At 56.0% G+C, this 24,499-nt stretch carries 21 protein-coding genes; 7 read left to right on the top strand and 14 right to left on the bottom strand.

Going from position 1 to position 24,499, the window contains the following annotated elements; all coding sequences use genetic code 11:
- Positions 1-3: 3 nt before the first annotated feature.
- The gene (gene manA, locus DRW39_RS02410) at positions 4-1,191 is read left to right on the top strand and encodes a mannose-6-phosphate isomerase, class I (RefSeq protein ID WP_157975875.1); all 1,188 of its coding nucleotides are present in this window, start codon (positions 4-6) and stop codon (positions 1,189-1,191) included.
- Positions 1,192-1,269: 78 nt separating this feature from the next.
- Here the strand turns inward: manA and DRW39_RS02405 are convergent, their stop codons facing one another.
- Together DRW39_RS02405 and DRW39_RS02400 are read right to left on the bottom strand one after the other, a co-directional pair.
- Positions 1,270-4,989 carry a PKD domain-containing protein gene (locus DRW39_RS02405; RefSeq protein ID WP_116105381.1) on the bottom strand — a complete coding sequence of 1,240 codons (3,720 nt, stop codon included), beginning with the start codon at positions 4,987-4,989 and terminating at the stop codon, positions 1,270-1,272.
- A gap of 323 nt (positions 4,990-5,312) precedes the next feature.
- Positions 5,313-6,416 (bottom strand): hypothetical protein, encoded by a 1,104-nt coding sequence (locus DRW39_RS02400; protein ID WP_157975874.1) that lies wholly within the window; start codon positions 6,414-6,416, stop codon positions 5,313-5,315.
- Between the two features lie 293 nt (positions 6,417-6,709).
- Here DRW39_RS02400 and DRW39_RS02395 point away from each other — a divergent pair, with 293 nt between their 5' ends.
- Positions 6,710-8,086, top strand: coding sequence for an OmpA family protein (locus tag DRW39_RS02395; protein WP_232830061.1), 1,377 nt, complete (start codon positions 6,710-6,712; stop codon positions 8,084-8,086).
- Positions 8,087-8,272: 186 nt separating this feature from the next.
- On the opposite strand, the gene DRW39_RS02390 is transcribed toward DRW39_RS02395, so the two are convergent.
- From DRW39_RS02390 to DRW39_RS02375, 4 genes are all read right to left on the bottom strand, one after another.
- Positions 8,273-8,503: a hypothetical protein gene (locus tag DRW39_RS02390; protein WP_116105378.1), complete on the bottom strand. Its 231-nt coding sequence runs from the start codon at positions 8,501-8,503 to the stop codon at positions 8,273-8,275.
- A 225-nt stretch (positions 8,504-8,728) separates the two neighbouring features.
- Positions 8,729-9,124, bottom strand: coding sequence for an ExbD/TolR family protein (locus DRW39_RS02385; protein ID WP_116105377.1), 396 nt, complete (start codon positions 9,122-9,124; stop codon positions 8,729-8,731).
- 11 nt (positions 9,125-9,135) lie between these two features.
- Positions 9,136-9,537: an ExbD/TolR family protein gene (locus DRW39_RS02380; protein ID WP_116105376.1), complete on the bottom strand. Its 402-nt coding sequence runs from the start codon at positions 9,535-9,537 to the stop codon at positions 9,136-9,138.
- 39 nt (positions 9,538-9,576) lie between these two features.
- On the bottom strand, positions 9,577-10,281 hold the full coding sequence (locus DRW39_RS02375) for a MotA/TolQ/ExbB proton channel family protein (protein WP_116105375.1): 705 nt from the start codon (positions 10,279-10,281) through the stop codon (positions 9,577-9,579).
- Between the two features lie 152 nt (positions 10,282-10,433).
- On the opposite strand from DRW39_RS02375, the gene DRW39_RS02370 reads away from it, so the two are divergent.
- Genes DRW39_RS02370 through DRW39_RS02350 form a run of 5 tightly spaced genes read left to right on the top strand, consistent with a single transcriptional unit; the run spans position 10,434 to position 16,045 of the window.
- Positions 10,434-10,925, top strand: a complete 492-nt coding sequence (locus DRW39_RS02370; protein WP_157975872.1) for a hypothetical protein — start codon at positions 10,434-10,436, stop codon at positions 10,923-10,925.
- Positions 10,926-11,915 (top strand): DUF368 domain-containing protein, encoded by a 990-nt coding sequence (locus tag DRW39_RS02365; RefSeq protein ID WP_116105373.1) that lies wholly within the window; start codon positions 10,926-10,928, stop codon positions 11,913-11,915.
- Between the two features lie 4 nt (positions 11,916-11,919).
- Complete coding sequence (locus tag DRW39_RS02360; protein ID WP_116105372.1) at positions 11,920-12,678, top strand: shikimate dehydrogenase family protein; 759 nt, start codon at positions 11,920-11,922, stop codon at positions 12,676-12,678.
- Positions 12,679-12,711: 33 nt separating this feature from the next.
- A complete protein-coding gene (locus DRW39_RS02355) occupies positions 12,712-14,652 on the top strand; it encodes a sialate O-acetylesterase (RefSeq protein WP_157975871.1) in 1,941 nt (646 codons plus the stop codon).
- A gap of 28 nt (positions 14,653-14,680) precedes the next feature.
- Positions 14,681-16,045, top strand: a complete 1,365-nt coding sequence (locus DRW39_RS02350; RefSeq protein WP_116105370.1) for an MATE family efflux transporter — start codon at positions 14,681-14,683, stop codon at positions 16,043-16,045.
- On the opposite strand, the gene atpG is transcribed toward DRW39_RS02350, so the two are convergent.
- The 8 genes from atpG to DRW39_RS02310 form a co-directional block, all read right to left on the bottom strand.
- Entirely contained in the window at positions 16,042-16,953 is a 912-nt protein-coding gene (atpG, locus tag DRW39_RS02345; protein ID WP_116105369.1) for an ATP synthase F1 subunit gamma, read from the bottom strand. The two genes, DRW39_RS02350 and atpG, sit on opposite strands and share 4 nt — an antisense overlap.
- A gap of 36 nt (positions 16,954-16,989) precedes the next feature.
- Positions 16,990-18,576, bottom strand: coding sequence for a F0F1 ATP synthase subunit alpha (gene atpA, locus DRW39_RS02340; protein WP_116105368.1), 1,587 nt, complete (start codon positions 18,574-18,576; stop codon positions 16,990-16,992).
- 77 nt (positions 18,577-18,653) lie between these two features.
- Positions 18,654-19,226: an ATP synthase F1 subunit delta gene (gene atpH / locus DRW39_RS02335; RefSeq protein ID WP_116105367.1), complete on the bottom strand. Its 573-nt coding sequence runs from the start codon at positions 19,224-19,226 to the stop codon at positions 18,654-18,656.
- Between the two features lie 7 nt (positions 19,227-19,233).
- A complete protein-coding gene (gene atpF, locus DRW39_RS02330; RefSeq protein WP_116105366.1) occupies positions 19,234-19,746 on the bottom strand; it encodes a F0F1 ATP synthase subunit B in 513 nt (170 codons plus the stop codon).
- Between the two features lie 102 nt (positions 19,747-19,848).
- Complete coding sequence (gene atpE / locus DRW39_RS02325) at positions 19,849-20,049, bottom strand: ATP synthase F0 subunit C (protein ID WP_116105365.1); 201 nt, start codon at positions 20,047-20,049, stop codon at positions 19,849-19,851.
- 42 nt (positions 20,050-20,091) lie between these two features.
- On the bottom strand, positions 20,092-21,420 hold the full coding sequence (gene atpB, locus DRW39_RS02320; protein ID WP_116105813.1) for a F0F1 ATP synthase subunit A: 1,329 nt from the start codon (positions 21,418-21,420) through the stop codon (positions 20,092-20,094).
- A 217-nt stretch (positions 21,421-21,637) separates the two neighbouring features.
- Positions 21,638-22,843, bottom strand: coding sequence for a saccharopine dehydrogenase family protein (locus tag DRW39_RS02315; protein WP_116105364.1), 1,206 nt, complete (start codon positions 22,841-22,843; stop codon positions 21,638-21,640).
- 56 nt (positions 22,844-22,899) lie between these two features.
- A complete protein-coding gene (locus DRW39_RS02310) occupies positions 22,900-24,351 on the bottom strand; it encodes a PQQ-dependent sugar dehydrogenase (protein ID WP_116105363.1) in 1,452 nt (483 codons plus the stop codon).
- Positions 24,352-24,499 lie beyond the last annotated feature (148 nt).

Raw genomic sequence — 24,499 nt, 5'->3', positions numbered from 1 at the left:
AGCTTGCCTGCCATTTATCCCTTTTCCGGAATCGTCCAGCACTATGCCTGGGGCGGTCACCAATACTTAGCCGATTTCTTACAGCAAGATAATGTCAAGGAGAAACCCTGGGCCGAGCTGTGGATGGGGGCACACGCGAAGGGTCCGGGCGAACTGCTCAATGACGAGCGGACCTTGGCTGACCTGATTGCCGCGTCACCAACGGAGATTCTGGGATCCAAGGTGGCCAATCGCTTTGAAGACCGGCTACCCTTTCTTTTTAAGGTGTTGGATGTACGGGAGATGTTATCCATTCAGGTGCATCCAACCAAGAAGGCCGCCGAAGCGGGTTTTGCCCGCGAAGAAGCGGACGGACCCGAACGCGACGCGCCCGATCGGAACTATCGGGATGATAACCACAAACCGGAACTGGGCGTTGCCCTGTCCGATTTTTATCTCCTGCACGGCTTCCAATCCGCCGATCAAATCAGCCGCACGCTCGAATCCGTACCTGGCTGGGAAACACTAGGGGCAACGCTTCGGACGGATGGCGTAGCGGGTCTGTACGCGTACGTGATGAAAGCGAGTCAGGCGGAAGTGGATACCCTCCTGGAACCCCTAGCCCGAGAGTTGGACGGCAATACTTACGAGAAAAGCGACCCGGCCTTCTGGGCGAAACGCGCCTTCGAGCAGTATATGGTGGATGGCCACTACGACCGGGGTATCTTTTCCGTGTACTGGTTTAACCTGGTGCATCTGCGGCCGGGTGAGGGCATATTTCAGGATGCCGGCATTCCCCATGCGTACCTGGAAGGTGCCTGTCTGGAATTGATGGCCAATAGCGATAACGTTCTACGCGGTGGGCTGACTCCCAAACACATCGATGTTCCGGAACTGATGAAGAACACCCGCTTCGAAGAGGTATTGCCCGCGAAGATCCGCCCCGAAAGCGAGGCCGACGGCTGGAACACCTATCCTACTCCGGCACCGGACTTCGAACTTTCTTTCCGAGATATTCCCGAAGGCGAAGAGGTTGCGGTGGCCACCACCGGAGGGCCATGTATCCTGCTACTGATGAGCGGTGCGCTATCCGGTACGGATAGCCTGAAACTCACGGAAGACCAGCGGACTGTCTTCGTAGCCTCGGGCGCGGAATTCGTGTTGGAAGCGGAACGGCAGAGTCGGGTATTCCGGGCCCGAGTCGGAGGCTAAGGCGAAGACAAAAGAAAGGCCCGCCGATGAGGCAGGCCTTCTTAACACAGGGAAAGATCTACTCTGGTCACACGGATGTTAACGCAATAGCGTCACATCGCCAGTAAATAGCTGGCTGCTTCCATCGATAAACTCGACTTCGGCCGCCCAGATATAGACGCTTTGTTCTGCGGGCTGTCCGCCCACGGTTCCGTCCCATCCCTCTCCGACGCTGTTGGACAGGCAATCCTGACACTCGTACACAACTGCGCCGTAGCGGGATATCACGCGCAGATATTTCACGCGTTTGATGGTATTCTGTTTGGCATCGAAGCCAAAGCGATCGTTGTAGCCGTCTCCGTTCGGGCTGAAGATGTTGGGCAAATACATGCGATCACGGTAGTCCTTGTTCACAACCACCTTGATGGAATCCGAGGCGGTACACCCGTGTACGTCCGTTAGATTGATGGCATAAAATCCATCGTCCATCGGCAAAGCGGTTGTAAATGGCGAGTAGGGGTTATAGATGCTGTCTCCCGTCCAGCTCAGATCCACGATGTTGCGGGGAGGACTGATGTGCACGTCCAGATCGAGCTCGTCGCCTAGCTCCACGATCATCCGCGAGCTTTCGGCCGGCGTCTGGATCTGAGCCTCGAAGCCGGATTGTACCGTGACTACCGCGGCACTATCACGATAGCAACCGTTGGCGGAGGTGGCTCGTAGCCGGAGCGTATACTTTCCGGCTTGACTGTACGGTTGCGCAATCGGTGACTCGGATACCAGGCCGTTCCCATAGTCCAGCGACCAGCCCGTAAGCGGTGTGCGCAGCTCGAGACCGTAGACGGCATCCTCACAGACCGAGGCGGGAGTGGTCACGTCCCAATCTGGACCATCGTAATCTCCAATTCTTAAGTCGAAACTGTCGATCGCTGCGCAACCATTCTTGCCCACGGCCTTGCTAAAGATCCGGTACGTTCCGGTATTGGCGTAGGTATGACTGGCACTGAAGTGACTGGAGCCACTACCGTCACCGAAGTCCCAGGTGAAACTGTACGGACGCTTTTCCGCCGCCGAGGTGAAGTTTATCTCTCGGTTCACGCAGTTGGCATCCGTAGCCACCACGTTAAAAGAAGCATCCGGGGCGGGTCGCACCGTAACCTTACGCCGGAAGGTATCGATTCCACACAGCTTGGCCGACAGCGAAATTTCAAATTGAGCGTCCACGGAGGTTTCATACGAGTGGGTCAGTGTTTCCAGATCGTCGATATACTGTGGACTACTGCCATCGCCCCAGTTCACGAAGGTGAGGGCACCGGGCGTGGAAGCGTTCGTCAGTTCAATACCTCCCGAGGCACAGACATTGTCGTACGCCAATCCAAAGGCGGCCTCCGTCGTAATGGGTAAGACATGTACGGTATCGTGCGCTACTTCATCCGGGCAGCTGACATTGGAGCCTTCCAATTGAATCGGATAGCTGAGGACCGTGTTGCCGAAGTTTTGCAGGACGATGTTCCGCGGTAATTGCGTAGCCTGTCTTCCGTCCGGGTAGGTGACCCGAAAGTTGTGGGCGTTCACGGAGGTGTTAGCCAGGAAGACGGTATCGTCCGAGCAGATGGTATTGTTATCATTGAGTACGCTAAACGATACCCGGAATCGCTGCGGCAGCGCTACCCCGAAGGTATCCTCGGTAACGTAGCATGCGTTGGCTACGCCAATCTTTACACCTAAGACCTCGGGGGCGAGGGGACGGAGCAAGGCCAGATGGGGGCTGGAATCGGAGCTGAAGTCCAAATTGGAAAACTTCCAATCGTAGGTTACCTGGTTATCCTGCGGACCGGCCGTAAAGTCAATTTGCAGGGAGTCACAGGACGTACTGTCCATGACGAATCCGTGATTCACTTCCGCTGGCATGATTACTTCGATAACTCGCCGGAGCGTGTCGTTACACCCGCCCCCGGGGAAGGCGACGACTTGCTGAAGGGTGTATATCCCGCCGCGGGCAAACACGAACTTCGCCTTTTCGCGGTTGCATGCCTGCTGTCCCGTTTCAAGGATGCTATAGCAGATCGTGCGGGCGGTGGAGCGATTCTCCACGAATAAAGGTTCCAGTCCGGCGTAAATATTTCCGTGGGCTCCGACGGCACAGCTATCCGCGAGAATTTCAAAATCCGCCCTTGGGTATTCCTGTACGGTGACATTTATGGTGTCCTCCCCACCACAGAAGGTCAGGCTCGAGAAGGCGATCTGATACGTTCCTACACCCAATCCGGCTGAGCGGAATATACCGTCCTTCATTCCGGTACCGGTGTAGACACCCGCCTGCATGCCTTCGAAGTCAATGGTATCCCCCTGGCAGATAGTCGGGTCGACCCCGTTGTAAACTTCCTGAGGAACCACGTAGAAAGAGAGATCGTAGGTTGCTCCACAGCTATCGACTACGGTAAGTGGCGTGGTACCGGCTACGGTTGACGGGTCAAACAGGTTGTTGACTACGCCGTCACCCGTAATGCGGCTCACGTTTTCCGCCGGGGAGATGTAGTCAAGCAAGTTGACGACGGGGTCGACGGTACAAAGTGTATCGATACTGCTGATGTCGATCTGCAGGCGCGCTCCATCGCGGACCCGAACGTCTACCGGAATATCGTAGCGCTCCCCGCAGACGTCGAAGCCGCTAGCCATCAACACGTACTCGTCGTTGGTGTCGAAGGTCACGGTCGGGCACATGGCGTTCGGATCGCTGAAGGTGACGCCCGGCTTGTTGGCCGTCCAGCTTATGTTTGTAGGACTGGGCGTGAAGTCCAGGTAGTCGCAGAGTTGCAGCACGTAGCCCGTACAGGTGATCACGTCCTCGAGTATGTCGATCTGCTGTCCGCGCTGCGTTTCGACGGTGATGGTTTCCCGCACGCCGGAACAGGCAGCGTTTCGGGCCTCCACGGTAATTTCCCTTAATCCTGCCTTGTCGTTGCTGATATTGATGACCGGATTCGGGGCGGTCGGGTCACTAAATGTTACTCCCGGAGAAGTCGTGGTCCATTCGTACGAAGTAGCGTGCTCGTACTGATTATTTGGAATGATCTGAATGTTGTCATTACACAGCTGAGAAGAGTCGAGCGTATAGGAGACCGTGATCACCGGGGAGGCATCGATGGTAAAGCTCTCCTTTTTGCGGTACACTTCACAGCCTTTGTGCGTCTCTACTTCAAGGGATACACTATGCGTACCGGGCGTATCGAAAACGTGGCGAAGGTCCTGCTCCGTGGCCCCATCAACCAATACATCATCCACGAACCACTGGAAGGACTCGGCCAATTGGTCCGAACAGAGTTGCGCCTCGAAATTGACCTCGAAGGGCGCTTCGACGCATTCTATATTACTATAGACGATTTCGTTGATGGGATTGGGGACCACCCGAAAGTCATAAGTACCCTTTTGATTGTCTCCGCGTTCGTCGACGCAGTCTTCTCGGGTTACGGTGAGGGCTCCGGAGTATTCGTAATACAGAGCGCCGGGGCGCGGGGCAGCAGGCTTTCCGGGAGGCGCCTCACAGGAAAACAGGAACCGCTTTTCTACCGTGACGGTATTGACCACTCCCACGTAAACGGTGTCCGAACCGTCCGGAAAGTCGACGCGGTAGGTACCCGGATCGCCGTTGTTGTAGATTTTGAAACTGACCGTAACGAATCCGTCCGCATCGGCACAGAAGGTACTCGTTGGGGGAAGCAGAAAGGGCTCGTCTTGTCCGCAACTGGTTTGCGCTCCCATTTCCAGGGAGCAAATGACCAGCGTTATCAGGAGCAAAAGCTTAGTAAAGTGGGACATGCAAAACAGTGAGTTTTGACAATTCCGCAACGTCCGGGATAAGAGTACAGTGAGTCCCACCCGCCAATGAACGACGGGGAGATGGACCACCGGGCTAATGGAGCCTCGGCTATAATGTGGTTTCTTACGAGAGACGCTGGCAATGAATTGACCAGGAAAAATCCAAAATCAAGATGCCCTAACCCGGGCATGTTTAAGACAACACGGCGGCGACTTCACGCTGCCTGTAAACATAGCGACTCCAAGACAGCAGATATTGTACTTTGCCTTTAAACTTTAACACAAGATATCCGCCTCGGCAAGCTAATTAGTCCCTGGTATCATCAGTAGCGGGAAAAGGCATGAAAGAGCCGCTCCGGCAGATGGCCGTCCTGGCTCGTCGCCAGATAGTCCGCGTAACTACACGATACCAAACGATTACGTTCTTCTCCCCGGTGTGCCTCCAGGGGCACTTGAACCCACCATCGATCACTCCGGGGAGAGCGCCAGAAAACAAACCGATCCGCCAGCTTACTATCGACAATGTATTCCACCAGTCCGGAAGACGATCGGGGGAAATCCCCGTGCCGTCTACTCACCCCATGTAGGAAATACCAGATCAACTGGGCGTACCCCGCGGCGGTGAGGGCATCCAGGCGGTCTACCGCCGTTGATTCGAATCCATATATGCCAAAGGATGCTAGTCGGTCGCTGTTTCCGGCGTAGTACGCCAGTTGTCCGGCTTCCTGTAGCGAGAAGCCGGATGGCGCGTTTCCGGACTGGGCGGGGGCTTCCGCCGCGATGACGGCGTTCATATCCATTACGACCAGGTCCACATCCCGTATGGGAGGTTCCAGATCCGTGAGATCCATCCGACTTTTGCCCAACGAATACCGCTCAAAGTGGCGGGAAAGAAACAACACGTCCAGACGCGGGTCAGAAAGGTGCCGTTGATCGCCGATATGCGCCAGATGAAAGGAGGGTGCCGTGGTTCGGTGAACGGCACGGTCCAGGGTAGCGGGTTTACCGCCTTGCGTGGCATTGTACTGAAGCTGGATGCGCGCATCGATGACGCCAATGCCAACTTCCCGGTTCAGTTCGGCAAAAGCCAGGTATTGCGCTTCGGCCATCCGTGCATCGGCTCCGATGAGCACCGGAAGGGTTCCCGCTGCGTACAATTCCTTGAGGAGGGGGATAGCAAAATCAACCGTCTGTTTTCGCAGGTTACCCAGATCGGTCAGGGCTAAGTTTCCGTGATCCCAATAGTACCCGTAGAGCTTGTCGCGGACGGAATCAGCCCACCGCGCGTTGACGCCGATCAGGGCCACCCGCGTTCCGGTGGCGACGGTATCGGACAGATGGTGGCCGAGGGAGGAGGGATCTAATTGCGGGTCGGATTCGTAGTCTGACTTTAACCAGGGGGTATACATAGGCGAAATGGCGGTCAAAGGTAAAGATTGTACGTGCTTTTATAAACAAGCAGTACCTTTACCCTATATAAACTGGATCAGAGACATATCTATCCGCTAACAAACTTGCTAGAATCCCTTTCATGAATTTCCTGAGATCAACCTTTACCGGCCTGCTGCTCTGCTTGTGCGGAGCAACGTATGCGCAGGGTACTCCGCTCTCCGACGCTGATACCACTTATACAATCGAGTCGACTTCACAAACCGGTGGCCAAATTAACGCGCCACGTCCTACCATGCTAGAGTTGGGAATTTCGCCCTACGTGTCTACCATGTCTAGCGATGTCGATGCAAAGCTCGGCTACGGACTCGGTGTACACGCACGCAAATCGTTGGATCACCTGTTCTCCCTGCGCCTCGACGCGCTGTACTCCAAGACTAAAGGAGACGCTGAATTTGATTCGGGAGACGGTAACCGCCGCTTCGAAACGGATTGGGTGGGAGGTACCGGCTTCGGTGTGGTAACCCTCAATAACTTTCTGCTGAACGGAGATACCCGTAAGTGGAACATTTTCCTCATGGCCGGTGCCGGTTTCAATTTCGTCAGCACCGAATTTCAGTGCAACGACGAAACTAGCGGCTTTGGCTGTTCGGGTGATAACCAACCCTGGCAGGAAGGAAGAAACGGCATGATTGACAGTGAATTTCACGTTAACGCGGCCGCAGGTGGTGGCATCAGCTACCGCCTGAGCGAAAGAATGAACATCGGTGTAGAATACCAGGCCCTCATCCCCCTGGGTAATCGTGCGGATCTCATGGACGGCTACAAAGCCAGCACCTTCCGTGACGTGCTGAATGTCTTCGGCGTAGCTTTGAACTTCAATATTGGAGATGCCACGACCAAGTCAGAGCCCGCCTACTGGACGAACGTATTTACCCCGGTAAAAGACGAAATCAATACGCTTAACCGCCGCGTTGATGCCGTCACCACCGATTCCGATGGCGACGGTATCGTCGATTCGATCGATCAGGAGCCGGACACCCCCGCCGATGTTCCGGTTGACAGTCGCGGCCGTACCCTGGACAGCGACAAAGACGGAGTGCCCGATTACCGTGACCTCGAGCCCTTCTTCCCCCCTCGGCCGGGTGAGGAAATTGATGCCGACGGTGTTGTCATCGAGCGTATGGACCGCGGTCTGAACGAAGATGAGGTAAGAAGCATCGTAGGTGATGAAATCGAACGGGTGATCGAGCGCGATGGCATTATGACCTCCACCACGATGGTCAACTCCCCGAACGGTGCGATCTATCTCCCCATGCTTTATTTCGGCTTGAATGCCTCGGAGGTATCCTACGATGACTATGGCATGTTGGCCAGCGTAGCTCGTGTGCTACAGGCAAATCCTGACATGCGCGTAATCGTACGCGGCTACACCGACCGGGTAGGAAACCCCGAATTCAATCAGAAGCTGAGCTACATGCGTGCCTATAACGTAATCAGCCACCTGGTCACCGAGCACAATATCCAGCGCGAACGCCTCATCCTGCAATACCGGGGTGAAGACGAAGCCATCGTGCCGCTTGACCGCAGCCGCACCAATCGCCGGGTTGAGTTCCTCACCGGGCAAGGTGATGCCACGGAAGATTCCGCTCCCGCAGGTGTGGATGTTCCGGAAATCCAGAACAACCCCACTGGTAACGGAAACTAATTATCTGTTTACCCTACAGGGAAAAGCCCCCCGGAACATCGTTTCGGGGGGCTTTTCTGTATATTAAAAAAGCCCCGGAGTAATATCACTCCGGGACTTCAAATTTCGCTCTGAAAATCAACTCGATAACTTTAGGACACGCTCTACAGATGATCCGTGGCCCGGGCAGCATGTTATTTTTAACTTTTACCTAGTATGACGAATCGCTTTCTTACCGTGCTGATGTTTTTGGCGTGCCCCGTACTCCTTACGGCGCAGATCAATGCGGATATTAGTGGGGTTTGGACCGGCACCCTGTACCAAAACGAAGGAGGTATCGCGGATCGCTTTGAACTCTTTTTCGACATCGAGCAGATCGGTCCGGCCGTGAAGGGCAAGGCTTACGTCCAATTGGGTGACCTCTACGCGGAGATGCATTTGAGTGGTTACCGCAACGGGGCAGGCAGCTGGCGTATCTCGGAAACGGAAATTTTGCGTAGCGATAAGGCCGGCTTGCAGGTATCCTGGTGTATGAAGGAATACGACCTGCGCCTTGACTACCGGGAAGGCGAACTTGTCCTGAATGGTCCGTGGTGGGGCAACAGCGAGTACGGCCCTTGCGTGCCGGGTTCCATTACCCTGAAAAGAAAGCCAAAGGTTGCTCTACTGTTCTTCGGCGGCCAGGACCCCGTTAATGTCGAGCCGCATGGCCATGTCCATTATCGTAACCACCCCTTCAACCGGTGCCTCGCGATCGGGTGCAATGAACATACTATAACCGGAGTTGGCATTACCGGATAGCGTTCGCTCGAGTTCGTCCGAGCTGATTCGCCGATCGTTGAAATAAAAGACGCCGTCCGCATCGATGCGTACCTCGTCCAGGCGCTCGGTTGCAGGACTCGCGGGAGTATCTGATCTACCGGGAAGCTTCAGGTTAAGCGCGTTGGGTGCCACCACCGTGGAGGTGAGCATAAAAAAAATCAAGAGGAGAAAGATGATGTCCGTCAGCGACGACATATTGAACTCCGCGCTGACTTTTGATCGTTTTCTGAGCGCCATAGGTTAGTGCTTTAGCCCCGACGGGGTTCGGTGGCGATGATCGCCCGGGCTTTACGCTCAGCCGCCAAATTCATGACCGGAACTATTCGGCTGAAGGGAACGCCCCTCTCGGCCACGATGGTGACGGTTGCATTGGCCTGGTCGTTGACCTCCTCGAGGGCATCGCGCAGAGCGTGCAGCATGACCGTCTCGCTGACCTCTATACTGTTAACGCGTACCGCGCCGGAGCGTTCCAATTCTACTACGATGTTGGTTGGCGCCACCGTCTGACTGTCCGATTGGGGCAAATCAAAGGGCCGAATTTGCACGAAATTGGACGTCAGCATGAAGAATATGAGCAACAGGAAGATGATGTCCGTCAGCGAGGACATATTAAATTGAGCGTTAGCCCGGTTCGATCGTTTGAGGCCCATAGCTTTCCGTTGTGCTTCCCTGATTCGTGGTCGGGATGATTATCCCGGCTCCTGAAGCAGGTCCATAAACTCCGTGGTGGAGCGCTCCATTTTGTAGACCACCCGCTCTACTTGAGCAACCAGCAGGTTGTAACCGACGAAGGCCAGGATACCGATGAAGAGTCCGGCCGCGGTGGTCAAAAGCGCCGAATAAATACCGCCGGCCAAAACATCCGGGGTAATATTCTGAGCGTTGGACATTTCGTAGAAGGCGTTGATCATGCCCGTTACGGTCCCAAAAAAGCCGATCATGGGGGCGGCACCGGCGATACTTGCCAGGGTACTCAACCCGCGCTCGAGGCGAAAGACTTCCAGGTTACCAACGTTTTCAACCGCGGCATCGATGTCCCGCAGCGGGCGGCCGATGCGTTGCAATCCCTTGTCGACCATTCGGGCTACCGGGCTATCCGTTGTGGTGCAGAGGGCCCGGGCGTTTGCCATATTCCCCGTTGATATTTCGCGGCGAATACGCTCCATGAATCCTTCGTCATCAGCGCCGGCGGCCTTGATGGTGATGTAGCGCTCCGAAAAGATGTAAAGCGCGATCACGAACAGCAGGAGCAGGATACCAACGATGACCAGGGTGAGTAGGCCAGACTCCAGGAGTACGTCCATCAAGCTTTCACTTTTGATGGCGGGTTCCACCGGATCGAGGTTGATTTCGCCCTGGGCTTGGAGTAGTAAGAGGAAGTTAGAAAGATACATGCGAAAGCTTTTGCGCCTTCTTAACGTAAGCCGACGTTGGATATGTCGGAAAGGCGGTCACAAATGTATAAAAATTAACACCCGCGACTCGACAAGTTCGGTTTCTCCTCGATCGCCGTCTTCTGGGTATCTTTGCGGTCTAAACACCTTGTATGCGTTTACTTTTATTTTCGGTTGTTTCTGTTCTTTTGCTATTTGGTTGTGGCGAGGACGGTCGTACCGGTTACGGCAATTTGGATCTCACCGAGTACAGTATCCCCGTCACCATTCAGGCGCCCGACAGCGCTACCGTCAAAGCCCAGTCCCTGTCGGGCCTGATCGATGACGTCATCATCAGCAGCGACGCCGATCGCTACGCCGTCCAAGTACTCGCCAGCAGTGCCCGCACCAACGATATGGCGCGGCTAAAGGCGGATCAACTCGATCTCGTCCGCGATAACCGCTATTTCGCCCGCATCGTCGAGGAGGAGCCCCAGGGCTTCATTTTCGAGAATAAAATAGACACGACCTCCGTCTATGGCTTCCGTTACATCGTTTATCGCGGTGACCGCGAGATCGTTTTTCAGAACAGCTTCGATGGCGTTTTCACGCTACCGGAAGCACGGAATATGTACCAGAGCGTCAAACCCCAGGATACCAAATAGATGAACTTTTCGATTCTGTTACGGGGCATGGCCATGGGCATCGCCGAAGCCATCCCCGGAGTAAGCGGCGGCACGATCGCCTTTATCACCGGCATTTACGAACGGCTTCTCGCCGCGATTGGGGGCGTGCTGAGTACCAAGGTCATCAATGCCTATCGGGAGGGCGGCATTAGCCAGGCCTGGCGAGAAGCCGACGGCACCTTCCTGGTCAACCTCGCGGGAGGTATGGTAGTCGGATTGGGGATTGCAGTGGTCACGATCACTTCCCTACTCGAACACTATCCGCCCGTTGTCTGGGCCTTTTTCTTCGGGCTTATTGTGAGTTCCGCCATCTACGTCGGCAAACAGATAACCGAGTGGAACATCTGGACGGTTGCTTTTCTCATCGTAGGGGCGGTAGTCGCCTACCTCCTGACGACGATCAATCCCCTGGCCGGCAGTACCTCTCCCATCCTGGTCTTCTTTTCGGGAATGCTGGCGATCTCCGCGCTGATCCTGCCAGGCATATCCGGCAGCTTCATTCTGGTCTTGCTGGGCATGTATACGGTTGTCTTCGGAGCCCTGCGCGGGGTGGTAGAGGGACAGGACGGTGCCCTCTTGATCGTCGGTTGCTTTGCGCTCGGGTGCCTGCTTGGCCTGGCTGCTTTCGCCCGGTTGCTCACCTGGACGTTCAAGACCTACCCCAACCGCACCTTTGCTATCCTGACCGGCTTCATGATCGGCTCGCTCAACAAACTCTGGCCGTGGCGCAATGCCCTGACCACCCGCATAGACAGTAGTGGTGAGGTGGTACCGGTCCTGGAATCCAACGTTCTACCTTCTTCGTACACCGGCCTCGACCAGATACCGGATAACCCCTACGTGCTGGCTACGCTGGCGGCCCTTATCGTTGGGCTTGCAATAGTGTTCCTACTGGAGGCGACTGCCGTCAACCAGCAGGAAGAGCTGGAAATCGCGGAGGAGGAACTACTCGACGAAGAAGACCGCTAACGCTATGCCCACCTTCGCCCTGCTGGGCTATCCGCTCAGTCACTCCTTCAGCCAGCGATACTTTTCCGAAAAGTTTGACAAGATGGGACTCTCGGAATCTCATCGCTACATCAATCTCGAAATTCCGACCGTTACCGAATTTCCCGCTCGCCGACAGGCCATCCCTGATTTGCGTGGCTGCAACGTTACCATCCCACACAAACAGGCGATCCTCCCGCTCCTGGACGAAGTCGACGAGGTTGCCGCCCGTATTGGCGCCGTCAACACCATACGCATATCGGGAGACCGCACCAAGGGATTTAATACCGACTACCTGGGTTTCCGCGACGACCTGCTCACACAACTTCGGGCGCAGGACCGCTCGGTTGATCTGGCGGGTACTACCGCGCTCGTATTAGGTACCGGCGGAGCTTCCCTGGCCGTACGGGAAGCGCTGCGCGACCTGGAGGTTGCCCCGCAGTGGGTCAGTCGTTCCGCCGGGCCGGAGAAGATTACCTACCAGAATATAGATGAAGAAGTTCTGGCTAGCTGTAAGTTGATCGTCAACACCACCCCGCTCGGCACCTTCCCCAATGTGGAGCAGGCACCCCCTCTACCCTACCATCTCCTCGGTACCGATCACTTTTGCTACGACCTGGTATACAACCCCGCGGAAACCCGTTTCATGCATCTGGCCCGTGCCCGGAACGCCGGTGCCGCGAACGGATTAGGCATGCTTCACCTACAGGCGGAGGCGTCCTGGAAGATCTGGAACCAGGAATAATTGCGATATTTCCCGATCAATCAACCCACGATCGTGCGTCCATTTCTGCTCAGTCTACTTTTCCTTTTCTCCGCCTGTGTATCAGCCCAGGATCTTGAGGTCTTCGAATTATTTACCGATCAGGCCGTGCTCCAGCGCGACATCGCCCATCCAATCTGGGGCTGGGCCCGCCCCCGACGCACGGTACGCATTACGCTCGACGAAACCACCATACGCGCCAAGACGGACCGGGACGGCCGCTGGACGGCTACCCTGCCGGCCACTGAAGCCGGAGGTCCACACACGATCAGCATCACGGACGGACGCACCGACCAGGAACTCACCGACATCTACTTCGGAGATGTCTACCTCCTATCGGGTCAATCTAATATGGAATGGCGGCTGGCCCAATCCGATCCGGACAGTTCCCGGGCCGCGGCCATCGCTGACCCGCTTATCCGGCAAGTATTGGTAAGTAAGACAGGCGAAGGAAGCCCACAGGAGCACATACTGCTCGACGAATCGTGGAAGCCAGGTACCAAAAACGAAATGGCCGATTTCAGCGCGGTAGGTGCCTACTTCGCCCACTACCTTCGGGAAAGCGGTGTCGATCTGCCCATCGGATTGGTGCATTCCAGCTGGGGCGGTAGCCGTATTGAACCCTGGATTCCAGCAACGTGGCAGGAGGACAGTGGCAGCGTTTCCGCTGAGGACATAAAGGCGGAAGTAGAACGGCGGCAAGCGCAGGTAAAAAGCTTTTACCAAAACGAGTTTGCAGGTGATTTTCCTCCCGCATCGGAAGCCGGACCCAATGAGCAATATGTAACAGCTAGCGGCGACAAGGATGGCTGGAGCACTGTGGAAGTGCCCGGTCTTTGGGAAGGGAAAGGATACACGGACGTCGATGGCGTCTTCTACTACCGGAAAACGTTCGCCCTAACCGAGCAACAGGCCAGACAGCCGGCTACCCTTTTTTTAGGTCCCATTGATGACAACGACCTCACCTACCTCAATGGTACGGAGATCGGGAGAACCAACGACTATGCGGAGTATCGCCACTACCCGGTAAAGCCAAACACCTTGCGTGCCGGAGAAAACGTGTTGACCGTACGCGTAGAGGACACCGGCGGAGGTGGTGGCTTCCACGGGGCCGCCGATAGCCTTTATCTGCAAACTGAGAACAATAAGGTACCACTGGCGGGTGATTGGGAATACCGCATCGGAGCCTTCCGGATCAACAGCAATAGCAATGCCAACCAGACTCCAACCCTGCTCTACAATGCCATGATCGCTCCCCTGATGGACTGGCCGCTTACGGGTGTGCTCTGGTACCAGGGCGAATCCAACGCGGGCGAGCAGGATGCCGCTGCCTATGCCGGCCAGATGGAGGACTTGATTGGCAGTTGGCGGGAACAATTCGAGGATCAAAATCTCCCGTTTTATTGGGTGCAACTGGCCAACTATATGCCCGCCCCGAGCCAGCCGGATGCACCGGGATGGGCACTGCTGCGCGCCCAGCAGACGGCAGCCCTTTCGGTACCCAATACGGGACAGGCTATCATCACCGACATTGGCGAGGCGGGCGATATTCACCCGCGGAACAAGTGGGAAGTGGGACGGCGACTATCGCTCCACGCCAGAAAAGATATTTATGGTCAATCCGTCCAGGCTAGCAGCCCCGTCGCCCGGGAACTCAGCGTATCGGATAACACCGCGGAGATCACCTTCGACGAACTAGGGGAAGGTCTTACCCTTAAGCTGGCAGACGGCGACCGCTACCCCATCGTTCGTTCGCTCACCGTTCGGGATGGAAACGGGAAGTGGCACTGGGCCGTAGGCACCCTAGCGGCTGACGGCCAGCGCATCCGTGTCATCAACCCCGCCGGTACAGGGATTACGGCCGTTCGCTATGCGTGGTTTAACAATCCTGATGACGCCAACTTGTTCTCCCGCGCCGGTCTCCCCGTCACGCCTTTCGAACTAACGGTCGACTGAGGCCTGATCATTGTCGTAGATTGCCCCCTTGAAACTTGGCACCTCATACCGTAGCATCTGGCGAGTCAGCATTCCCATTATCATCGGCAGTGCGGCGCAGAATGTGGTAGCGATGACGGATTCCGTCTTCCTGTACTACCGCAGTGAGGACGACTTTGCAGCTATCGGCTTCGTGGCGGCATTTTACATTATCGTGGCGGCCATCGGATTCGGCTTTAGCCGGGGTGGACAAATCCTGATAGCCCATTGTGTCGGAAAGGGCAGCCGGGAAGCTGTAGGGCGGGCTTTCTACAGCACGATATACTTCGAACTGGTGCTGGCGGGTGCGCTCTTCCTCTTCATGACCTATGGAGCCTACTGGCTTTTCGCCCTATTCGTGGACTCGGACGTGATTTTTTACAAGTCTCTGGAGTACCTCGATACCCGCAAGTGGGGCGTTTTCGCGAGCTACATCGGTGTAGCCTGTATCGCGCTGTACACCGGTATTGCCCGGCCGGTCTTCATTATCGTCGATACGGTGATACTCGCGGCCACGAATATCTTTCTGGACAGGGCATTGATCTTCGGCATGTATGGATTTCCGGAGATGGGAATCGCGGGGGCCGGGCTCGCCAGTACGATCGCCGAATACGTTGCCCTGTTTGTCTTCGTGATTTACATGATCTTCGACCGGAAGAACAGAAAATACCACATCGGCAAACTACCGAAGTGGGACCGCAAGCAAATCCGGGAGATCATCGGCCTTTCGGTACCCATTGTGGCCATGTCGGCGGTGGGTCTCGGCAGCTCGTTCTTCTTTTTCGGGCTCGTCGAGAACTACGGGGAGCGGCAACTGGCCGTTACCAACATCGTGCGAATAGCCTACCTGATCCTCAGTATCCCCGCCTGGGGATTCTGTACGGGCATCAATACGCTGGTGAGTTACTTCGTTGGCAAAGGCCAGCCACACAATGTGAAAGTCGTGCTTTGGAAGACGGCGTACATGTGCCTGGGCGTGACCCTTTTGATGGGGCTGCCACTGATTATCGGTCCACGTACCGTGCTCTATCCTATCCTGGGTGACGAACGCGCCTACCTGGTTGAAATGGCCTACCCTATTTTTTGGGTACTGCTGGGCATCCTGACCACCTTTAGTTTCGGCAGTATTTTCTTTAACGGTCTCATCGGAGCGGGGGAAACAAAAAAGGCCCTGATTTACCAGAGCCTTTGCGCCATGCTGTACATGGCCATGATCTTTATAATCGTACGCAGCGGGTGGGGAAACCTGACGATTGCGTGGTCCGCGGAAATCGTCTACTGGATCGTGATGTTTGCACTCAGTTACCGCTACTTTAACCGGCCCCGGTGGAATATGTACCCCGATCACCTCGCCTCCGGCGAAAGGGGTTCCTAGCTGGCCTCCAGGGCGGCGGCACCACCGACGATCTCGAGGATCTCGTTGGTGATGGCCTCCTGACGCGCTTTGTTGTAGCTGATGCGTAGGTCGCGCAGCAATTCCTGTGCGTTCTCGGTCGCCTTATCCATGGCCGTCATTCGGGCACCGTGCTCACTGGCGTGGGTATCCAGCAGCGCTGCCTGGAATTTCGTTTCGAGGATACTGGGCACGAGGTAAGCAAGTAACTCTTCCTTACCGGGTTCAAAAATGTAATCGGCCCGGTAGTGGTGGCTATTGGCCTCCGTAGTCGTGTTCTCCTCACTTACGATCTCTTCCACGGGCAGGAACTGCTCGCTGATGGCGGTCTGTACCGCTGCGTTGCGGAAGCGGGCGTAAGCCAGGTAGACGCGATCGTACCGCTGCGACTTGAAGCGGCTCATGATGAGCTGTGGCACCTCCTTGGTTACGTCGAAACTGAGGTCCTCGAAGAGGGTCTGGAAATCCGTCACCACCTTTACGTTCTCGCGCTTACCGTAGTGTTTGCGAAAGTACTCCGCGCCCTTCCGCCCGATGCATATGATATCGAGGGGGCCATCGAAGGATCCGAGCTCCTTGATAGAAGCCTCGGCCGCTTTAATGATGTTGGAGTTGAAAGCGCCGGCCAAACCGCGGTTCGACGTAACGACCACCACGCAGGCTCCCGTTACCGGTCGAACCTTATTGAATACGGTGTCGGCATCCCCTTCCAGGTTCGTGAGGATGTTCCGCAGCATCTCATCGAGCTTATCGGCGTAGGGACGTAGTTCGGTGATAGCCTGTTGTGCTTTCCGCAGCTTAGCCGCGGACACCACCTTCATTGCACTGGTAATCTGCTGGGTATTCTTTACCGAGCCGATGCGTTCGCGTACTTCCTTGAGGTTTGCCATGGGGGGATCGGGTTGCTGCTAGCGGGTTTGCGGGGACTACTTCTTAAACTGAGGGGTAAGCTCCTTGGAAAGCGATTCGAGCTTCTGAAGGTCCTCGTCCTGGTATTTGCGGGCGCGGAAGTTCTCGAGTACTTCGGGGTACTTCCGACCGAGTTCGCCTAGGAAAAGCTTTTCGAATTCCTTGATGCGCTCGACGGGGACGTCGCGCATCAGGTTCTTCGTACCCAGGTAGATGATGGCTACCTGCTGCTCGACGGGTACCGGGCTGTACTGGGGCTGCTTCAGGATTTCCACGTTGCGGGCTCCCTTATCCAGGATCGCCATGGTGGAAGGGTCCAGATCGGAGCCGAATTTGGAGAAAGCCTCTAGTTCCCGGTACGACGCCTGGTCGAGCTTTAGGGTGCCGGAGACCTTCTTCATCGGTTTGATCTGCGCCGAACCACCTACCCGCGATACGGATACACCGACGTTAATGGCGGGGCGGATACCGTTGTTGAACAGGCTGGATTCCAGGAAGATCTGGCCATCGGTAATGGAGATCACGTTGGTAGGAATATATGCGGATACGTCACCGGCCTGCGTCTCAATGATCGGCAGGGCGGTCAGGGAACCACCTCCCTTGACGATTCCAGCCTCACTGAGGCTCACGGGAAGGTCGTTCATCGTCTGGGCGATCGCGTCGTCATTGATGACTTTGGCGGCACGCTCCAGCAACCGGCTGTGCAGGTAAAATACGTCACCTGGGTAAGCCTCACGTCCCGGCGGGCGGCGCAGCAGCAGCGATACCTCACGGTAAGCTACGGCCTGCTTGGAAAGATCATCGTAGATGATTAGTGCGGGACGGCCGGTGTCGCGGAAGTACTCCCCGATGGCCGCGCCGGCGAAGGGTGCGTAGAACTGCAATGGCGCAGGCTCCGAAGCGGAAGCAGCCACGATGATGGAATAATCCATGGCACCGTTTTCTTCCAGCGTCTTAGCCACCTGGGCTACGGTAGATGCCTTCTGTCCGCAGGCTACGTAGATACAGTAGACGGGCTCGCCGCGCTCGTAAAACTCACGCTGGTTAAGGATGGTATCGATGGCGATAGCCGACTTTCCGGTCTGGCGGTCACCGATGATCAGCTCCCGCTGTCCACGTCCGATCGGGATCATGGCGTCGATAGACTTGATACCCGTCTGCAGCGGTTCGTTCACCGGTTGGCGATAAATTACCCCGGGAGCCTTACGCTCCAGCGGCATGTTGTAGGTGGTTCCGGTGATCTCCCCCTTACCGTCGATGGGCTGACCGAGCGGGCTTACTACCCGGCCGACCATACCTTCACCAACGTTGATCGAGGCGATACGTCCGGTGCGCGATACCCGGCTACCCTCGTGGATACCGGTGGCGCTGCCCATCAGTACTACACCGACGTTGTCTTCCTCCAGGTTCAGAACGATGGCCTCGGTACCGGTCTCGAAGGTTACGAGTTCACCGGCCTGGGCGTTATTGAGCCCGTATACGCGGGCAATACCGTCTCCGACCTGTAGCACGGTGCCGTACTCTTCGAGTTCGGTAGCCGTGTCGAATCCCGATAGCTGTTGCTTCAGGATTGCGGAGATTTCATCAGGTTTTACGTCAGCCATGATTGTTATTCTTATAATTTTCTAAGGTCGGCCGCGGGGCGGCACTATAGTATGTAGGGGCGGAATTGGCGGGACGCTCATTCCGCGATTTGATTCACGTAAACGTTGGGCTTGCGCAGCTCGTCCTTCATGTTCTTGAGCTTATGCGATACGCTGGCGTCATAGACTTTGCCGTCGAACTCGAGAATAAATCCGCCGATGAGGTCGGGGTTGATGCTCGTTTCGAGATCGATGTCGCTCTCCGTTTTTCCGCTGGCCGCTAACTGTTGCTTGACGGCATTCAGCGTATCCGCGGTCAGCGGAGCAGCACTCGTGAGTTTAACCGTGGAGATGTGCTTCAGCGTTTTATACTGACTATTAAACTCCCGCAGGATACCCAGCATATCGACTTCACGGCCCTTGTCGATGAGCAGTTTCACGTAAAGGCGGGTCAATTGTTGGGCACCGGCCTTGTCCAGTAGCTGGGTCAGAACGGCCTGCTTTTTGCTGGGATTGACGACGGGGCTGCTCAGGAGCAGCGCGAAATCGCGATTCTTACCCATAGCGAGCATGGTGTCGACGTCGGCCTTGATCTCCTCAAGTTGGTTCCGTTCCTGGGCCAGTTCGAGGAGGGACTGTGCGTAGCGGGCGGCTACTCTGGGGTTAGTCATGCGGTGCTTAGTTTAGGTCACGAACCAGTTCGCGAACGAAGGCTTCCTGGTTGGCGTCGCTCTTCAGGTCCTTCTGCAGGATCTTCTCGGCGATCTCAATGGCCATGGTACCGACTTCCTTCTTCAGGTCGACCATAGCGGCTTTGCGCATATTGTCGATGTCGCGACGGGCGTCGCTGGCCACCTTCTGTGCGGCATCACGGGCTTCGTTCTTGGCCTCGGCTATCATTTCCTTGCGCTGCTTTTCCGCGTCGCTGATGATACGGGTGCGTTCTTCGCGGGCTTCAATGAGCAGACGCTGGTTTTCGTCAGCCTGGGCCTGCATCTCCTCACGGGCGCGTTTGGCTTCGTCGATGCTGGACTGGATCTCTTCATCCCGACGGCGCAGGGCCTTCTGGATCGGCTCCCAGGCAAGTTTGCCGAGAATGAAGTAAAGGACCAGGAAGATGATGACGGTCCAGAAAATTAAGCCGATATCGGGCTTAAGGACGTTGAAGTCGACTAGAAAGAGCGTAGACATTAGTGAGTTGTTTAACAACGTGTCAGGCAATAAAGGTAAGCCGGCAGCGCTGCCAAGCGCAGTTCGCTGCCGGCTTGTGGTGTGGCCCGGACGGCGCCGCTGCTAGAGCAGCTTGTCCAGAAGACCTACGATGATCGCGAACAGCGCGGCACCCTCAACGAAGGCGGCGGTCAGGATCATGGCACTACGGATGTCGGCAGCGGCTTCGGGCTGGCGGGCGATGCTTTCAGTAGCCTTGCTACCGATGAGTCCGATTCCGAGTCCAGCGCCGAGGGCGGCGATACCTGCTCCAAGAGCTCCCATGTTGAATGATTTAAATGGGTAAATAAAATTCGTAATAGTTTCTTAGTCGGCGGCGGTGTGCATGCCGGTTACGGCTCCACCCATGACGCCACCTTCGGCAACCTTCTCCTCTCCGTGGTGCCCGGCCTCGTCGTGGTGATGAGCATCCTCTACCGCCGCGCCGATATAGCTGGCGGATAGAATAGCGAAGATGAAGGCCTGTACGAAGGCTACCAGTAGTTCGATACAGTTCATGAACAGCGTAAAGGCTACGCTGACGATTGCTCCGGCACCGGCACCCAATACACTCTCTCCGTTGTTTCCGAAGATGAAGATCAGGCTGATGAGGCTGAGGATAATGATGTGTCCCGCCGTGATGTTAGCGAAGAGACGAACCATCAGCGAGAAAGGCTTGATCACCAATCCCAAAATCTCTACCGGGGTGAGGATGAATATTTTGATCAGTGGCGGTACGCCGGGCATCCAGAGCGTGTGCTCCCAGTAATGCCGGTTACCGTGGAAGTAAGCCACGAAGGCGGAAATGACGGCCAGGGCCATGGTTACGGCCAAGTTGCCGGTCACGTTCGAGCTACCGGGGAATATAGGAATCAATCCCAGCAGGTTACAGAACAGCACGAAGAAGAAGATCGTCATGATGAAGGGCTGGAAGCGCTCGTAATGCTTCTCCCCAATCATCGGGATAGAGATCTCATCCCGAAGGAATACGAAGAAGGGCTCCATCAGGCTTTGGATGCCACTCGGTGCCTTGCCTTCATTCTTCTTATAGCCGTTGGCAACCGCCCGCCACAGGAAGATCAGCAGCAGCGAAGCCAGGATCATCGTGAAGACGTTCTTGGTAATGCTGAAGTCGTAGAAGCTCGTAATGCCACCGCCGAGCAGGCCGCCGTCACCTACCGACGGGGCGTCGAGCAAATAACGTTCGCCGCCGATCAGGGCGTAGTACATATCGCGGGTCTTGCCATCCACCTCGGTCGAAGTGTGCGCAATGCACTCTACCTCGTGGTCGCCTTCCATGAGTCCGGCGGGGGCGTCAACTAGGCGGTTGATGCGTCCGTGATTCATGACGTAACCGTCGACCGCTACCTCACCGTGGTGAAACATATTGCTGAAACCGGCAGTCAGGCCAGCTTCGGGGGCATAGAGAAATACCGGGAGCGGAACGCTGAAATCCCCGATAACATGGAATTCGTTGGCATCGGCGATGTGATGGAGGATAACCCCGGCCGGATCATACTCGTCGTGGGAACCGCACTCCATCTCCGGACTGTGGTGGTCCGCCACCGATCCGTGATCATCGACCTCCTGAGCCGAAACGTAGGTAAATGCAAAGCTGAAAAGGAGGAGAAAGAACAGGCGTGCGCTGGACGTCATACGTTGGGGGGTTTTGCTATCCCTCAAATGAGCCGCAAAGGTAAGCAATAACTTACACCTATGGTAGCTACACTATTGATTTTTCCCACCAAGTTTGCTACTACTAGCCGGTCCGACGACTCCCGGTTGGACGAGTATCGATCGGCGAGTCCGGCATCCTTAACCTGCAGTTAACATTGGCGGGCTCTTTTGGGGGGCTGCTCTCCCTTTTCCAGAACTACAGTTCCAGGTCCGCGCCCACCTTTTCGTGCCATTCCAGACCGTGCTTGCCCAGCACGTCGAGGAAGGGGTCCGGGTTGAACTGCTCCACGTTATACACGCCTGCCCCGTCCCAGTTGCCCTGGATAAGCATCATGGCACCGGTCATGGCCGGCACGCCGGTGGTGTAGCTGACGCCCTGTGCCCGGGTTTCCTTGTAGGCGCGCTCGTGGCTGCAGTTGTTCCATATATAATAGGTCTCTTCCTTTCCGTTGCGGATGCCCCGGATTCGGCAACCGATACTGGTCTCCCCGCTGTAGCCTTCCCCTAAGCCCCCGGGATCGGGAAGGACGGTTTTGAGGAACTCTAGCGGAATAATTTCCACGCCTTTATGATTCACGGGTTCGATGCCCGCCATTCCGATGTTCTGAATTACCCGCAGGTGAGTCAGGTACTCCTCACCGAAGGTCATCCAGAAACGCGCCCGCTTCAGGGTCGGAAAGTTTTTGACCAGGCTTTCCAGCTCCTCATGGTACAACACGTAGCTGGGCTTGGGTCCGATATCGGGGTAAGTCAGATCTTTGCGGATGCTAAAGGCGGGAATTTCCACCCACTCACCGTCTTCGTAGTACTTGCCGGGCTGCGTGATCTCCCGGATGTTGATCTCGGGATTGAAGTTCGTCGCGAAGGCCTTCCCGTGATCGCCCGCATTGGCGTCCACGATATCGAGGTAGTGGATCTCATCAAAGAAGTGGGCGGCGGCCCGGGCCGTAAAAATGCTCGTCACTCCCGGGTCGAAGCCGCAGCCCAATATCGCCGTCAGGCCTGCATCCTTGAAGCGATCCTGGTACGCCCACTGGTGGCTGTACTCAAACTTGGCCTCTTCCTTCGGTTCGTAGTTTGCCGTATCGAGGTAGTGCACGCCGGCATTCAGGCAGGCCTCCATAATGGTCAGGTCCTGGTACGGCAGCGCGACGTGGATGACCATGAAGGGATCGTAGTCCTGGATGAGCTTGGTCAGGGCCGGTATGTCCTCCGCATCGATAGCGGCGGTTGTGATATTGTCGTACCCGAGGTCGGTTTTGATGTCGGCCGCGATTTCGTCGCACTTGGCTTTCGTGCGGCTGGCCAACATGAATTCACTAAATACTTCCGGGTATTCCGCGCACTTATAAGCTACTACGCGGCCGACGCCTCCGGCGCCGATGATTAAGACTTTTGACATGAAGTTTTTTTTTGGCTAACGTGGCGACGGAGCGCAGGTGCAAGAGTAGCCCAAATTTATTGGAACACTATTCGCGCCATGAATCTTTTCCCCTCCACAAAGGTCGACAGCATATAGATTCCCGCAGGTAATTCCGGGACCAGCAAATCTGCACGCCCATTGCTAAATCTAACCGTCACATCCCTAGCCGCGACGCGTCCATCCACCGACCGGTAACTAACGGTCGCTTCTCCCGAAACGGGGGCGGACAGTTCGACGGTCAGTCGATCGGAGGCCGGATTGGGGAACACCCGCATCTGCGAGTAACCGCTCCTCGTTTCGTCCGTCGGCGTGGCGGCTTCCGTAGTGACCAGGTATATCCTTCCGGAGATATCGGCAACGTAAAGTTCACCATTTACCCCTTCTCCAAAGGTTGATATTTTCTCGGCGGCTAAATCGTCATAGACAATGATGTCATCGGCGCCTGCGTCCGAATCAGCGGGATAGAGAAACAGTCGTTGTCTGCCAAAGTCCCCGAAGACATAGTAGCCGCGCAAATCCTCAGCGTCTCCGCGGTACACAAAGCCACCGGTAATGGAAGTACCATTAACGCGCTGACTTTCATCGTGCGCATAGTCGAGCACCGGATCGGTGAAGTCCTCCGCCGTGCGTCCGGCGCAACGGGACGACGGGCTTCCAAAGGCCATCAGTCCTTCCCGACAATTCCAGCCGAAGTTGGTGCCGGCACCGGCACCAGCGGCGACGTAGTTAACCTCTTCCCGACGGCCCTGTCCCACATCGGCAATCCACAAGCCGCCGCCCTCGCGGTCGAAGGAAATTCTCCAGGGGTTACGCAGCCCCATCGCCCAAATTTCCGGGAGGGTGTCGCCGCTGTTCACGTAAGGATTGTCCGCGGGTACGGCATAATTTTGATCACCGGTCGTGGAGTCTACGTCAATGCGCAAAAGGCTGCCCAGAAGGGATGTCGGATCCTGTGCGTTGTCGTATTGGTCGTTGCCCCCCCCACCGTCACCCAGTGGAATATAGAGGTAGCCGTCGGGTCCGAAAGCCAGATCGCCCGCGTTGTGATTCCCGGCCGGCTGAGGTATAGAAAGCAGTATCCGTTCGCTCAGATCAAAGACGATACCGACATTGTCGAGCGTAAAGCGGCTGATGCGGCTTACCAGGTCGCCCTGGCCGGCAGGAGCGGGAGCCGTATAATTTACGTAGACGTAGTTACTATCCGGAAAGGCGGGATGAAACGCCATTCCAAGCGCGCCTCCCTCACCGTTGTCTTCAACCTGGTCGGATAGGTCCAGGACTAGGGAAACTGCTCCCCCTTCAAGGTCGTATCGGTTGACGAAGCCTGGTTTCTCGACGACGTACAGGTAGTCAGTATTGAAGCCGTCGGATACCAGATCGGTAGGTTCGGTAAAGGTCTCTGCAAGCCGTTCCAGGACGACCGCAGGCTGCGCGGTCAAGCCGGCACTTCCAATACACAGAAACAGAAGGAGTAGCAATTGTGGCATAGCAAGATTTTGGGTATGGTGTGTCTCTATAGCGGGAAAGGAGGGCTAAGGGTTCTGTATCTCGCAACGGGGCGGACCTCCCTTTCTCCATAACTGCAAGATTATGCTATCCGTCGGGCATCAATCAGTCTCCTTGCTGAGTCCGTAT

The sequence above is a fragment of the Lewinella sp. IMCC34191 genome (genome assembly GCF_003390935.1).
Taxonomy (GTDB): domain Bacteria; phylum Bacteroidota; class Bacteroidia; order Chitinophagales; family Saprospiraceae; genus Neolewinella.
Note: the sequence above shows the minus strand (reverse complement) of the source record. Positions and strands in the feature narration are given on the sequence as shown.

Coding starts and splice junctions, on each gene's coding strand:
- DRW39_RS02405 (WP_116105381.1), bottom strand. CDS start 4,989: ATGTCCCACTTTACTAAGCTTTTGCTCCTGATAACGCTGGTCATTTGC.
- DRW39_RS02395 (WP_232830061.1), top strand. CDS start 6,710: ATGTCTAGCGATGTCGATGCAAAGCTCGGCTACGGACTCGGTGTACAC.
- DRW39_RS02390 (WP_116105378.1), bottom strand. CDS start 8,503: ATGCATCTCCGCGTAGAGGTCACCCAATTGGACGTAAGCCTTGCCCTT.
- DRW39_RS02385 (WP_116105377.1), bottom strand. CDS start 9,124: ATGGCGCTCAGAAAACGATCAAAAGTCAGCGCGGAGTTCAATATGTCG.
- DRW39_RS02380 (WP_116105376.1), bottom strand. CDS start 9,537: ATGGGCCTCAAACGATCGAACCGGGCTAACGCTCAATTTAATATGTCC.
- DRW39_RS02375 (WP_116105375.1), bottom strand. CDS start 10,281: ATGTATCTTTCTAACTTCCTCTTACTACTCCAAGCCCAGGGCGAAATC.
- DRW39_RS02370 (WP_157975872.1), top strand. CDS start 10,434: ATGCGTTTACTTTTATTTTCGGTTGTTTCTGTTCTTTTGCTATTTGGT.
- DRW39_RS02365 (WP_116105373.1), top strand. CDS start 10,926: ATGAACTTTTCGATTCTGTTACGGGGCATGGCCATGGGCATCGCCGAA.
- DRW39_RS02360 (WP_116105372.1), top strand. CDS start 11,920: ATGCCCACCTTCGCCCTGCTGGGCTATCCGCTCAGTCACTCCTTCAGC.
- atpG (WP_116105369.1), bottom strand. CDS start 16,953: ATGGCAAACCTCAAGGAAGTACGCGAACGCATCGGCTCGGTAAAGAAT.
- atpA (WP_116105368.1), bottom strand. CDS start 18,576: ATGGCTGACGTAAAACCTGATGAAATCTCCGCAATCCTGAAGCAACAG.
- atpH (WP_116105367.1), bottom strand. CDS start 19,226: ATGACTAACCCCAGAGTAGCCGCCCGCTACGCACAGTCCCTCCTCGAA.
- atpF (WP_116105366.1), bottom strand. CDS start 19,746: ATGTCTACGCTCTTTCTAGTCGACTTCAACGTCCTTAAGCCCGATATC.
- atpE (WP_116105365.1), bottom strand. CDS start 20,049: ATGGGAGCTCTTGGAGCAGGTATCGCCGCCCTCGGCGCTGGACTCGGA.
- atpB (WP_116105813.1), bottom strand. CDS start 21,420: ATGACGTCCAGCGCACGCCTGTTCTTTCTCCTCCTTTTCAGCTTTGCA.
- DRW39_RS02315 (WP_116105364.1), bottom strand. CDS start 22,843: ATGTCAAAAGTCTTAATCATCGGCGCCGGAGGCGTCGGCCGCGTAGTA.
- DRW39_RS02310 (WP_116105363.1), bottom strand. CDS start 24,351: ATGCCACAATTGCTACTCCTTCTGTTTCTGTGTATTGGAAGTGCCGGC.